Source organism: Arthrobacter sp. yr096 (assembly GCF_900108925.1).
Classification (GTDB): Bacteria; Actinomycetota; Actinomycetes; order Actinomycetales; family Micrococcaceae; genus Arthrobacter.
On record NZ_FNYI01000014.1, the window covers coordinates 1 to 13,066 of the forward strand.

11 protein-coding genes are annotated in these 13,066 nt (G+C 63.7%); 4 read left to right on the top strand and 7 right to left on the bottom strand.

Annotation, left to right across the window (positions count from 1 at the left end):
- The first annotated feature begins 242 nt into the window (after window positions 1–242).
- A complete protein-coding gene (locus BMY91_RS21975) occupies window positions 243–677 on the top strand; it encodes a SipW-dependent-type signal peptide-containing protein (RefSeq protein WP_090826011.1) in 435 nt (144 codons plus the stop codon).
- A gap of 2 nt (window positions 678–679) precedes the next feature.
- Here BMY91_RS21975 and BMY91_RS21980 read toward each other — a convergent pair whose 3' ends face one another.
- Window positions 680–2,002, bottom strand: coding sequence for an aspartate aminotransferase family protein (locus BMY91_RS21980; RefSeq protein ID WP_090826014.1), 1,323 nt, complete (start codon window positions 2,000–2,002; stop codon window positions 680–682).
- Window positions 2,003–2,125: 123 nt separating this feature from the next.
- On the opposite strand from BMY91_RS21980, the gene BMY91_RS21985 reads away from it, so the two are divergent.
- Entirely contained in the window at window positions 2,126–3,655 is a 1,530-nt protein-coding gene (locus tag BMY91_RS21985) for a PucR family transcriptional regulator (RefSeq protein WP_090826017.1), read from the top strand.
- A gap of 123 nt (window positions 3,656–3,778) precedes the next feature.
- Here BMY91_RS21985 and BMY91_RS21990 read toward each other — a convergent pair whose 3' ends face one another.
- A complete protein-coding gene (locus BMY91_RS21990; protein WP_090826018.1) occupies window positions 3,779–5,284 on the bottom strand; it encodes a CoA-acylating methylmalonate-semialdehyde dehydrogenase in 1,506 nt (501 codons plus the stop codon).
- A 321-nt stretch (window positions 5,285–5,605) separates the two neighbouring features.
- On the opposite strand from BMY91_RS21990, the gene BMY91_RS21995 reads away from it, so the two are divergent.
- Window positions 5,606–6,646: a metallophosphoesterase family protein gene (locus BMY91_RS21995; RefSeq protein WP_090826219.1), complete on the top strand. Its 1,041-nt coding sequence runs from the start codon at window positions 5,606–5,608 to the stop codon at window positions 6,644–6,646.
- Between the two features lie 56 nt (window positions 6,647–6,702).
- Here BMY91_RS21995 and BMY91_RS22000 read toward each other — a convergent pair whose 3' ends face one another.
- Entirely contained in the window at window positions 6,703–7,788 is a 1,086-nt protein-coding gene (locus BMY91_RS22000; RefSeq protein WP_090826020.1) for an App1 family protein, read from the bottom strand.
- Between the two features lie 26 nt (window positions 7,789–7,814).
- Window positions 7,815–9,065, bottom strand: a complete 1,251-nt coding sequence (locus BMY91_RS22005; RefSeq protein WP_090826022.1) for an alpha/beta fold hydrolase — start codon at window positions 9,063–9,065, stop codon at window positions 7,815–7,817.
- A 260-nt stretch (window positions 9,066–9,325) separates the two neighbouring features.
- Here BMY91_RS22005 and BMY91_RS22010 point away from each other — a divergent pair, with 260 nt between their 5' ends.
- Window positions 9,326–10,675, top strand: a complete 1,350-nt coding sequence (locus BMY91_RS22010; RefSeq protein WP_090826033.1) for an MFS transporter — start codon at window positions 9,326–9,328, stop codon at window positions 10,673–10,675.
- Here the strand turns inward: BMY91_RS22010 and BMY91_RS22015 are convergent.
- From BMY91_RS22015 to BMY91_RS22025, 3 genes are all read right to left on the bottom strand, one after another.
- Complete coding sequence (locus tag BMY91_RS22015; protein ID WP_090826035.1) at window positions 10,672–11,091, bottom strand: CBU_0592 family membrane protein; 420 nt, start codon at window positions 11,089–11,091, stop codon at window positions 10,672–10,674. The two genes, BMY91_RS22010 and BMY91_RS22015, sit on opposite strands and share 4 nt — an antisense overlap.
- 143 nt (window positions 11,092–11,234) lie before the next feature.
- Complete coding sequence (locus BMY91_RS22020; RefSeq protein ID WP_090826037.1) at window positions 11,235–12,497, bottom strand: MFS transporter; 1,263 nt, start codon at window positions 12,495–12,497, stop codon at window positions 11,235–11,237.
- Window positions 12,494–12,868 carry a MarR family transcriptional regulator gene (locus BMY91_RS22025; protein WP_090826221.1) on the bottom strand — a complete coding sequence of 125 codons (375 nt, stop codon included), beginning with the start codon at window positions 12,866–12,868 and terminating at the stop codon, window positions 12,494–12,496. The genes BMY91_RS22020 and BMY91_RS22025 overlap by 4 nt, the downstream gene beginning before the upstream one ends.
- Window positions 12,869–13,066: the final 198 nt, after the last annotated feature.

Consider the following 13,066-nt stretch of genomic DNA (forward strand, 5'->3'; position numbering starts at 1 on the left):
CCAAAACCGACAACCTCAAAGTCACCACCACCTTCCCCACCACCGCCGGAGACACCTTCCAAGGCGCCACCTCCACCATCGGGTTCTCCTTCACCGGCACCCAACGCACCGAAACCACCAAATAAACACCACCCAAACTTCGCCGGGTCTGATCGGATTCACTACCCCAGCCCGATCAGCCCCGGCGGCACATCTTCAAAGAACCACACCAGGAACCAAGGCAGTAAAGGAGGGCGATCATCATGACCACGCGGAACAGTTTCCTTCGCGCCCTGGTGATCGCCGCCGTCGTGCTTCTTGGCCTCATCGCAGCACCCACCGCAGCGTTGGCCGCATTTACTGACACCGAACGCGCCACCCCGCAGTTCACTGCCGCGAGCCTCGCGGCCCCTGCCGCCGCCAACGTGTCCATGGCCTGCTCGTTCGGCATCCGCGCCACGGTCACCGTCAATTCCTTCAGCACCGTGGCCAACGCCAACTACCACGACATCAAAATCTTCGACCGCTCCGGCAATCTGGAATTCACCGGCGACCTCAGCAAGGCTGCCGGCAAGACGTACACGTCCGGCTACGAGGTCATCGGCACCTGGAGCTACGAAATCCGCGGCTACTACAAGGTTCCCGGCACCTCCAACACCTGGACCGGCAAAGTCCTCAAAGGCACGCTCAGCTGCTGACGTCAGCGGACGGCGGCCAGGGCGTCGTCGTAAATCGCCAGGGCCTGGCGTACTTCTTCGGGGGTCACGACGGCGGGAGGAACCACGTGCACGCGGTTGTCGGCGATGAAGGGCAACAGTCCGCGGTGGAGCAGTTCCGCCTTGAGCTTGCCCATGAACGCGGCAGTGACGGGCGCGCGGGTTTCGCGGTCTTCCACCAGTTCGAGGGCCCAGAAAACGCCACGTCCGCGGACTTCACCGATGGCGTTGTGCTTGGCGCCGAGGGCATTCAAGCCTGGCTCAAGGTGGTCGGCACCGATGCGTGCGGCGTTCTCAACGATGTTCTCTTCCTCGAAGGCTTCGATGGAGGCAACGATGGAGGCTGCAGCCAAGGGATGCCCGGAGTAGGTCAGGCCGCCGGGGAAGACGCGGTCATCGAAAGTCCGGGAGATCTCTTCCGAAATGATGACACCGCCCACGGGAACGTAGCCGGAGTTGACGCCTTTGGCGAAGGTAATGAGGTCCGGGCGGACATTGAAGGCATCCAGGGCGAACCAGTCCCCGGTGCGTCCAAAGCCAGCCATGACTTCGTCCAGGATGAGCACGATTCCATGCTGATCGCAAAGTTCGCGGACTCCTTCCAGGTAGCCCGGCGGCGGCAACAGAATCCCGGCCGTACCTGGGACCGTCTCCAAGAGAACCCCGGCAACGGATTGAGGCCCTTCGAGTTCGATGGTCCGGCGCAGGTGCTGCAACGCGCGCTCGGCTTCCTGCTGCGGGGTCTCCGCCCAGAACTCGGAGCGGTAAAGGTACGGCCCGAAGACATGGACGTGTCCCCGGGAGTACTCGTTGGGGATACGGCGCCAGTCTCCCGTGGCCACGATCGCGGCGCCAGTGTTGCCGTGATACGAGCGGTAGCGGGAGATGATTTTGTCCCGACCGGTGTGGAGCCGGGCCATGCGAATGGCATTCTCGTTGGCGTCCGCACCACCGTTGGTGAAGAACACCTTGTCCATGGTGGACGGAGCGTGGGACAGGATCTTTTCCGCTGCCGTTGCCCTGGTCAGGTTGGCGTGCGCAGGAGCCACTGTGGTGAGGGTATCCAACTGCTGCTTGATGGCTTCGATGAGGCGGGGGTGCTGGTGGCCAATGTTGGTGTTGACCAACTGGCTGGAAAAGTCAAGGTACGTCCTGCCATCGTGATCCCACACTGTGCTGCCGGATCCACCGGCAATCGCCAAAGGTTTCAATGCTTTCTGGGCTGACCATGAGTGGAAAACACTGGCGGTGTCCAGCGAGGCGACGTCGGCGCTGGAAGCAGCCGTGGCGGTCCGGGTGGGAGACATTGGAGGGTCCTCTCGAAAGGGTGGGGCTTTCCTCCATCATGGGATTCACCGCCCACGAACACCTCTCGACATTTGTATAGTTAGCCGGGTGTGGAACTACGTTTTTCCAAGGAGCCCCTGACCATGCCGCCCACCATTAGCGCGATCCTGCACAACAGTTCGCTCAACCTGAGGTTGGTTGAGCCCGGAGCGGCGGATCCCACTCTGCAAGCCCCCGTCTCCTGGGTGCATAGCTCTGATTTGGATGACCCCACGCCCTTCCTGGACCCCGGGCAACTGCTGCTGACGGACGGCACGCAGTTTTCCGTCAGCGACTCCACGGATTCCCAGTACAGCGACTACGTGCAGCGGCTCGTCAACCACGGGATCAGCGGGCTGGGTTTTGCCACCCAGGTAATCCATGGTGTCCTGCCGCAGGGCTTGAAGGACGCGTGCAGCCACCATGGCCTGCCCCTGCTGGAAGTGCCCGACCGGACTCCCTTCATTGCGATCATCCGCTTCGTAGCGGATTGGCTCGCCAAGGAACAGCACGCGCGGTCCGAGTGGTCCCTCCAAGCACAACGGGCCATCGCCAGGGCCGCGCTCAGGCCCGACGGGCTCCGATCGATTCTGGCCGAACTGGAACGCCAGCTGCATGGGTGGGTGGCGTTGTTCGACGCCGCCGGAAACCACATCCTGATGCCCAACAACCGCCCCATACCCTCGGCGTTGATGCCTGGCGTGCAGGAGGCGGTCACCAAGGCGCTGGGTCAGGGTTCGCGGTCGGTAACCCAGTTGACGGTCGACGGCGAACAGGTCACCTTGCAAACGCTGGGGCGGCGGCACTACCTGCGGGGTGTCCTTGTTCTCGGGGCGATTGAGCCCTTGGATCCGGCCCGCACAGACATCATCAACAGCGTTATCGCGTTGGCCAGCCTGGCGCTCGAGCAAACACGCACCCTGGATACCGCCCGCCGCCACCTTCGGGCAGGCGTCTTCGAGCAATTGCTGGCTGGAGGCATCGACGTCGCGGAACGAACCGCCCGCCAGGTCTGGGGAAGGCTGCCGGCAGAGCCCCTGGTAGTGACGGTGGCTCATCAACCGGGACAGGGACAGAACCTGCTCGAAGCCCTTGAATTGTTGTCAGACGATCACCGCGGAGCGGTCTTCTATGCCCAACGGAACCAGAATGTGGTGATCCTGGCGGGCGCCACCCTTCAGGACAAAGTGACCCAGCTCTTGGCGAGGTACGGGGCCACAGCGGGGGCCTCCGGCACCACCACCTTCGCCAATCTGGCCCAGGGGCTGAAGGAAGGGGAACGCTCCCTTCAGCGGGCCGTGGAGTTATCCCGCGCCTTCGTGGCCTTCGACGAGATTTCGGAAGGCGGCATGTTGGGCTTGCTGCGCCGCGACGAAGCCGGCTCCGTGGCAACGCGGCTGATCGAACCACTGGCAAAGCACGACGAATCGGAGCAGACACAGCTTCTACCGACAGTGACCGCCTGGCTGGCAAACAACTGTGTTTGGGACCGCACGGCCAAAGAGCTGGGGATCCACCGGCACACGCTCCGCAACAGGATCGACGCCGCCGGCACCGTCCTGGGCCTCAACCTGGACAGTCTGCGCGACCGGCTGGAACTGTTCGCCGCCGTCGAGTTTTTGGAAAAGCGTTAGCCAAAAACCGACGAAAGGTGAGAGAGCGTCCGGTGGAACCCGACGAAAGGTGAGAGAGCGTCCGGTAGATCCGACGCTCTCTCACCTATCGGCGCCAAACTACCGACGCTCTCTCACCTATCGTTAGTTCTGGGGGAACCCCAGGTTGATGCCGCCGTGGCTGGGGTCGAGCCAGCGTGAGGTGATGGCTTTCTCGCGGGTGAAGAACTGGAAGCCCTGCATCCCGTAGGCCTTGGAACTGCCGAAGATGGAGTCCTTGAAACCGCCGAATGAGTAGTAGGCCACCGGCACAGGGATTGGCACGTTGATGCCCACCATCCCCACTTCAACCTCGGCCTGGAAGCGACGGGCAGCGCCGCCGTCGTTCGTGAAGATCGCTGTCCCGTTGCCGAAGGCGCCGGAGTTGATCAGGTGCAGTCCCTCTTCGTAGCTCTTCACGCGGACCACGGCCAGGACTGGGCCGAAGATCTCCTCGGTGTAGACGCGGGAGGTAACCGGGACGTCGTCGATCAGTGTGGGGCCGAGCCAGAAGCCGTTCTGGTCGCCGTCCACTTCGATGCCGCGGCCATCCACCACAACGTTGGCGCCGTCTTCGATGGCGACGTCGATGTACGAGGCCACTTTGTCTCGGTGCTGCCGGGTGACCAACGGGCCCATATCGCAATTGCGGCGGCCATCGCCGATCTTCAGCGTGGACATGCGGGCGGTGATCTTCTCGATCAGCGCATCGGCAACCGGCTCGACGGCAACCACCACGCTGATGGCCATGCAGCGCTCACCTGCGGAACCGAAACCGGCGTTGATGGCGGCGTCGGCGGTCAGTTCGAGGTCGGCGTCGGGCAGGACCAGCATGTGGTTCTTCGCCCCACCCAGGGCCTGGACGCGCTTGCCCTTGCGGGCCGCGGTCTCGTAGATGTACTGGGCGATCGGTGTGGAGCCGACGAACGAAATCGCCTTCACGTCCGGGTGCTCCAGGAGCCCGTCCACTGCTTCTTTATCGCCGTGCAGGACGTTGAAGACGCCGTCCGGAAGTCCAGCCTCGGTGAAGAGTGCAGCGAGCCAGTTGGCCGCCGTCGGGTCCTTTTCGCTCGGCTTCAGGACAACAGTGTTGCCGGCGGCGATGGCGATCGGCAGGAACCACAGAGGCACCATGGCGGGGAAGTTGAACGGGCTGATGATGCCCACGACGCCCAGCGGCGCCTTGGTGGAGTAAACGTCGACGCCGGTGGAGACGTTCTCTGAATGCTCGCCCTTGATGAGGTGCGGGAAGCCTGTGGCCAGTTCCACGACCTCCTGGCCTCTGGTGATTTCACCGAGGGCATCGGAGACTACCTTGCCGTGCTCCGAGGTGATGATCTCTGCCAGTTCGCCTTTGCGCTGGTTCAGCAGCTCCCGGAAGCGGAAGATGATCTGCTGGCGCTTGGTGATGGACATATCGCGCCAGGCGGGGAACGCCTTGTGCGCGGAGGCGATGGCCGACTCGATATCCTCGGCGTTCCCGAGATTCACAAGTTTTGTTTCCCTGCCCAAGGCGGGATCGAAGACGGGGGCCGTCCGATCCCCGGCCGACGGCGACTCAGCGCCTCCGATCCAGTGCGGGACCACCTGAAGCTGGTTGATTTCAGTCACTGCATTCTCTTTTCTGACGGCGGATCGATGTGCGAAGCATCTGTCCCCACCGTAGGGAAAGGACCGACAGCAGCTGGCACTACATTGAGCGAAAAATGAGTAGCTGAGTAGACATATGTCCACGCCCGCGGAGAGGGTCAGCATCCCTGGCTATACAACTCGGGTGCCAGAATCCCGGCCACCAGGTGCCGCAGGTAGCCACCCCCATCACCAAACGGACAACCTGTCATGACAAGTTGTCCATGGTCCATTTGCCCGTCATTCATCAGGCGTCCCTACATTCTGAGGGTCATCACACCCCTTTGAGTGAAAGGTTCCATCATGTCTTCCCCCAGTCGCCGCTCTGCAATCGCGGCATCCCTCGCAGGACTGGCCACAATCGGCGCCACCGCCGCCGTCGCATCTCCGGCACAGGCCACCGGGAACGGGCACGGCAGCAACCGTCCCTCCGGAAAGGCGACAGTTTTCACCGTTATCAGCGATATCCAGGGAGATTTGGGCGACTTTGACCTGGCGCTCAAGGACATCGAAAAGACCAACCCCAGCAAGCGAAGCGCCGGTTTGGTGGTGAATGGAGACATCACCCCGCGGGGATACGACTTTGAGTACCAGGCCGTGCGCAAAGTACTGGACGCCAATACTCATGCTGCCAACGTCCATTGGGCAATCGGCAACCACGAGTTCTATGTTCCCAAGTACTCCAACCCCGCCACGCTTGCCCAAGCCACCTGGCCCAATGGCACCACCGAAGCGTCCCTCTTCCAGAGCTTCTTCACGTTCACGGGCCGGGACAAGGTGTACACCGAAATCGACCTCGGCGGCGTTCCCGGCCTGATCCTGGGCACTGAAAAGTACATGCATTACCACGACACAACACTCTGGGACGAGGTGTGGCTCAGCGAGGAACAGCTCAGCTGGTTTGAGCAGCGGCTGGCCTACTGGGACCGCAAAGGCCAGCCCGTCATGGTCTTCACCCACCACCCGTTCCCGGACACCGTTTCCGGAACCCGCAACAACCTCTACAAGAAGGATTACCTGCAGGTTGACCGGCTGCTGGGCATTCTTGGCAAGTACAAGAACGTCTTCGTCTTCACCGCCCACACGCATTGGGCACTTCAGCTGGCTGACTGGGAAGTGCGCCGGACAGTTCCCGGCACCGGCAACCTCCAGGGCTTCCAGGTCATCAATACCGGTGCTGTTCAGACGCTTTGGGAGGACAACGGCGCGGGCGGCGAGCGCGCCCTCGACGGCCGTGAAGCCAGCGGACTGCAAGTGGAGGTCTACAACGACTGCGTTGTGATTAAGGCCCGCGACTACCGCCGGGGCGAATGGATCAAGGAAGTCCAGATACCGCTGTTCTAGCTGCTACAGCCCATGGGCGGACACCTGGTTCTACGCCAACCCGGTGTTCATCGACGTCACCGGATGATGCCCAGTTCCTCGAGCCGGGCCGACATCCCGGCACCGTCCGGAGCGTAGATCCAAGGCACGCCGGGGGTGGGCTGGCCCCCGGTCTTGGACCGTCCACCTGCGAGCACGGCTTCTCCGGCGGAGAGTTGGCGGATGGCGATGGCCCTGACGTTTTCCGGGTGGCGCTGGGCAAATTCGGAGTAGATGGCTTCGTCGTGTTGCCCGTCGTCGCCCACCAGCAGCCACTTGATGTGGGGGAACTCCTCCGCGAGGCGTTCCAGCGATTTCCTCTTGTGTTCCTGGCCGCTCCTGAACCAGCGGTCGGGAGTGGGGCCCCAATCAGTGAGCAGCTTGGGACCGGCGGGGTACAGATTGCGGGACAGGAAACGCGACAGGGTTGGGGCTACGTTCCAGGCGCCGGTGGACAGGTACAGCACGGGGGCAGAGGGTGCTGTCCGGGCGATCCGCTCGTACAGCACGGCCATGCCCGGCGTCGGCGTCCTTGCGTGCTCATTGAGCACAAAGGTGTTCCAGGCGGCGAGGAAAGGACGCGGCAGGGCCGTCACCATGACGGTGTCGTCAATATCGGACACCACGCCGAAGTCCGCGTCGTCCGCCACGACCTCCACCGGAGCTTCCACCACGGAGGACTCCCCTGACTGCAGGGTGATGGTGTGCCACCCGGCGTCGAGGGCCACTGGGACCCGAACGTCCACCACGCCTCCGCGGTCGGCAACCACATCATGAACGACGCCGGCAATGGTCACCTTCACGGCTGCATGCGCCACGGGGGCACTGGTGAAGTTGCGCCAACCGCGCATGCTTTCCTGCAGCGGTTTGGCGTGGCCTGCGGCGTCGCGGGGATCGCTGCGGACCACGCGCGCCAGGACCCGGACCCAGGAGGTGGAGCCGTAGCCGGTGTAAGGAATCACGGTCTCCACCCGGCCACGCCGGATGGCCAGGCGGGTCTGGAAACCCAGCCACGCGTCGTCGAGCCTCATGGCGAGGTGGCGGCGTCCGTTGGCCGCGGGTTTGGGGCCGCCACTTTCAACGGCGTCGGACTGGGGGCGCGGTTTCATGGGACGGGGAGACATGGGTCCAGTCTTCCACGGTCAACCCGCTACAGCAGAGCGCCCATCCACTTCATCAGGTACGGCATGGCCTCCAGCGCCACTGTCGCATGGGTGGCGTCAGGCAGGACATGGGATTCGACGGCGGTCCCGCCTTGCGTCTGGGCCGCGACGTACGCGGCGGTAATTTCCGGCCGGACCAGGGTGTCCTTTGCGCCCTGGGCTACAAAGAGCGGGACGGGCACGGGAACCTGGGCCGGAGTGTTCTCCGCCAAGAGTTGGCTCCAGCCGGGTTTCGTGGTGGGATCACCCGTGACGAATGCCCCGATCAGGGGATTCGCCATGGTGTGCAGCTCGCTGTTCTGGCCAAGGAGACAGAGCTCCGCCATCCTGGGAGCAGCCGCAGCGCCGGCCGCCGTGAGGACGGAGGCGAGTGGATTACCCGGCAATCGTGACGCGTAGGCCTCGGCGTACGAGGTAAAGGCGTAAGCACCGATGGTGACTCCTGAAACGTCCCCGATGTCTGCGCTGAGGAGGGCACCCAGGTTGGTGGCGGGGGCGGCCACCGCAACCCCGGCGATGGTCAATTCCGGGGCGTAGCTTGCTGCCCGCTGGGCGGCGAAGAGCGAGGCGTGCCCGCCCTGGGAGTGACCCCACAGCACCACGCGGTCGCTGGCGCCGGCTCCCTCAATCAGCCGGGCTGCGCGGGCAATGTCCAGGACGTTGGCGGCTTCCGTGGCACCGATGAGGAACGACGGCGGACCGGCGATGCCCATCCCGGCATAGTCGGTGGCCACCACCACGTGGCCTGCGGCAAGGAGATCAGACAGGCCCTCAATGAAGACGAACGGCGCTATTCCGCTGGAGGGAGCGCACCTCGGGGCCGTTCCCGTGGTGGGATGCGCCCACGACACCACGGTGCGGGTACCGTCGGCGGCAGGAGCGCTGGGGGCGATGACGAGTCCCGACACCAGGGTGTCCGAGCCGTTGACGTCGGTGGAGTGATACAGGATGCGCCAGGCGGTGGCTCCTTCCGGTGCGCCCACCACCACTTCCTGACGGAGGATCGTCCCGGGAGCAGCCGGGCCCGGAGCGGGGGTCGGTGCGATGTAGAACGGAGCTACCGCGGGTTGAACGGCAGCGCCCTCCCCGACGCGGACACCGAAGTCGATCAAACGTGCGGCTCCCGGCGCCACCCCGATTCCCACAACGATGAGCGCGGCCAGGAGAACCCTCCGGAAGATGGTGCGTCGGCGGGAGCGCTTGTGATGTTCCGGGGATGGTGCCCGCCCTTCAGCCATGGTGGCCCTCAATCCGGTGTAGGGAGCTGTACCGAGAAATATAGAGCTCGGACCAGAGCGAGGCCAGAGGCCGTGTGGCGTCTACGCCTTAGCCGCAGCCTTCCGTCGTTCGCGCGTTGACGTAGCGCGGGTCACGTCCTATGCTTTATGAATCGATTCAAGATGTAACCTTCCTCACGCTGAATGAGCATCACTTTGTTCAGTCTTGGATGGGAAGAGCACTTGTTCCTTGCCAACGACGACATAGGAGTTCAGCCGCAATGACCGTGATGCACGGGAGGGATGTTCCCTCCACCCAGGACGAAGCGACCGGCCACAAGGACCCGAGGAAAGCCGCCATGAGCGGCTGGATCGGCAGCGCGCTGGAATACTACGACTTCGCCTTGTACTCGCTGGCCGCAACACTCCTCTTCCCCACCATCTTCTTCCCCACCGAGAACGCCACTGTTGGCATCATCGCGTCGCTGGCCACGTACGCCGTCGGGTACGTTTCCCGCCCGCTCGGCGCCGTGGTCCTGGGCGCCTACGGTGACCGGCACGGGCGCAAAAAGGTGCTCGTCTTCGCGATGCTCCTCATGGGCTTCGCTACCTTCGCCGTGGGGCTCCTGCCCACCTACGGCCAAGTGGGGCTGCTTGCTCCCGTCCTCCTGGTGATCCTTCGCTTGATCCAGGGTTTCGCCGTCGCAGGCGAACTCGGTGGTGCCAGCGCCATGATCGTGGAGCACTCCCCCGACGCCAAGCGCGGCTTCTTCGCGAGTTTCAGCCTGCAGGGCACGCAGGTGGGCTCTATCCTCGCAACAGCCGTCCTGATTCCGCTGGCGGCACTCCTTCCGGATGAGCAGTTCCACTCGTGGGGATGGCGGTTGCCGTTCCTGCTCAGCGCCGTGGTGATTATTGCCGGCTACGTCATCCGCAGGCGAGTGCAGGAACCGCCCGCGTACCTGGCCCAGTCCGACGTCGCCGGCACCAAACGCCGCTTCCCGCTGGTAGACCTCCTGCGCACCCACCCGTGGGTCCTGGTCCGCTGCGTCGTGATGACCTTCACCAATGTCATCGGCATGGCCACGCTCATTTTCGGCGTATCTTTCGCCACGCAGAAGGGCTACGGGATCGGCTTCTCGAGCAGCGAATTCCTCTGGGTAACCATGGCCGCCAACGTGGCCGCCGTGGTGACCATCCCGGTTTTCGGCGCTTTGTCCGATCGGATCGGAAGGCGCGCGCTCATGGTGGCCGGCGGGATCGCCGGCGGATTGCTGACCATCGGGTACTTGTGGGCCATCGAACAGCGGAGCCTGCCCCTGGTGTTCGTCTGCGTCGTGATCGTGCAGGGCATCCTCTTCCAGATGTGGAACGCCACCTTTGCCACGTTCTTCCAGGAGCAATTCCCCATGCGCATGCGGGTGACTGGTTTCGCGGTCTCCCAGAACATCGGCCTCATGATCGCCTCGTTCTTCCCCAGCCTGTTCACCGCAATCGCCCCGCCGGGTTCAGCGAACATCCCCCTGGTCATCGGCCTGACGACGCTCGGCATCTGCCTCGTCTCGGCAGTAGCCACCCTCCTGTCGTCCGACACCAAAGGCAAATCGCTGGAGGACCTGGAAACCCGCTAGACGCGAACCGGCCCTGCCACATGCGTTTCCCTGAGACTGGCCTGACACGCCGCCGTGCGCGCTTCCACGTCACCGTGAACAACCGCGGCTACGGCCTCGACGACGGCTATTTGCCCGGTGGTGTCCGGAACGCCAGGGAACTGGACCTGCGGCTCTTCGGCCATCACCGCGGGGGACTGCTCCGACGCACGCATCCGCAGGAGTGCGACGGCTGAGATCAGGAACCATGCAATGTTGGTGACCACCGAAGGCCAGGCCTCATGCAGCGCCCCGTTGGCGATGAAGGTGCAGGCGCCAATCAGATTGGCAATCTGGAAGCGTCTTCCTGCTTTAAGCCAGCCCATGGAGACCGCCAGATAGGCACTGAGAATCAGGGCCGCTCCCGTCCAGCCAGCGATTTCCCACAGCAATTCCATGGTGTCCTTTCAAGGCAGCCCCGTCATGCTTTTGCTGTGCGGGATGGTGGATGACCAGAGAATCTTACGTGCCGCTGCGGCGCACGCAAAAGCGGACGACGGCGGGAGGTTTCCGCCGTCGTCCGCTCGCGTTTAAAGGGTCCTCAGGACGCTTGCGTTGCCCGCCTTCGGTGCCACGCTCTGCGCACTTGCTCGCGGAGGGTGCGCTGGCTGCGCCGGCTGACCAGGATCACCGATGCGACGCCGGTGGCAAGGACCACTGCGCCTCCGACGGCCACGGCCCATCGGGCGCCGAACTCCGTGCCGATCCAGCCCATGAGCGGAGCACCAATAGCCGTGCCGCCCTGCAGGATGGCCAGGTACAACGCCAGCACCCGGCCCCGGAACTGAGGTTCAACGGATAGCTGGATGGTGGTGTTGCAGCTGTTCAGGAACGTGATCGAGGCAAGGCCCACCGGGATAAGAACGGCGGCATAGATCCAGAACGTTGGCGAGATGCTGGCGAGGAGGGTAAACGCGCCCAGGCTCAGCGCGCCGCCCAGCATGAAGCGGAGCCTTGGCCCCGAACGGCGGGCAGCAAGCAGGGCGCCGGCAAGCGTGCCCACCGCCATGATGGAGCCCAGAAGACCGAACTCTTCGGGCCCCATGCCAAACTCGGCGGTGGACATCAGCGAGTTGGTGACAGGGAAGTTCATGCCAAAGGCTCCGAGCATTCCCACCATGACCAGGATGAGGACCAGGTCCGGGCGCTGGCGCACGTAACGCAGGCCCTCCGCTACCTGGTGTTTGCCGCGCACCACGGGAGTGGCCGGCTCAAGCTGGGAGATCTTCACCCGGAAGAGGGAAATGATCACGGCTGCAAAGCTCGCAGCGTTCAGGAGAAACACCGGCCCCGTACCGATCCACGCAATAAGTACGCCAGCAATGGCCGGCCCGGTGAGCCGGGCACTGTTGAAGGAAGCGGAGTTGAGGGCCACGGCATTGGAGACTTTGTCCGGTCCCACCAGTTCGGAGACGAATGCCTGCCGTGCCGGACCGTCGATCGCTGCTGCAATTCCGAGTGCAAGAGCCGCGAGGTAGACGTGCCACAGCTGCGCCACACCGGTCACCACCAGGAGGCCAACCAACAGTCCGCAGATCCCCATGGCGGTCTGGGTCCACAGCAGAATCACGCGCTTTCGGTAGCGATCGGCCAGCACACCCGCGTAGGGGCCCAGCAGCAGCATGGGAAGGAATTGAAGTGACGTGGTGATGCCAACGGCCGTACCCGAGTGGTTGGTGAGGACCGTCAGGACCAGCCAGTCCTGGGCTACCCGCTGCATCCAGGTGCCAATGTTGGAGACCAGTGCACCGCCCGCCCAGAGCCGGTAGTTGGGGTTCTCCAACGCACGGAACATGGCACTCATTTGGCGCTCATTTCCTGCATGATGTGCGCGGCGCGGCTGAGCGTCAGTCGGTCCTCCTCGCTGAGTCCTGCAACGCGCTGGGCCAACCAGGCAGTCCGTTGGCTGCGTGCTTCAGCCAGGACTTCCTGGCCTGCTGCTGTGATGCTGATCCGGACCTGGCGCCCGTCTCCGGGATGCGCCTGCCGGTTGGCGAACCCTTGCTCCGTCAAGGCGTTCACTATGCGGGTCATGGAGGGGGCCTGGACGTGCTCACGTTCCGCCAGCTCCCTGAGTGTTTGCGAACCGGCGTTAAGGTGGGCCAGCACCGTGTACTGGCCGGGGGTAATGACATCGCCCGTTGCTTCGATACGCAGCCTGCGCGATGTGCGCATCACGGCTGTTCGAAGATCGATGGCCAGGGCATCCGCCCGGATGGCTTGGGGTTCGTGGTCCGTGGTGTTGAATGCTGCGTTGGTTGCCGTCACTGCGTCTTTTGCCGTCACTGCGAGGCGCCTCCTGGGGGGTAATAGTTAGCAATGCTAATTAGCTCCGCTAACTATTATGCTCCTCGCCAGGTCCGGCTGTCGAAT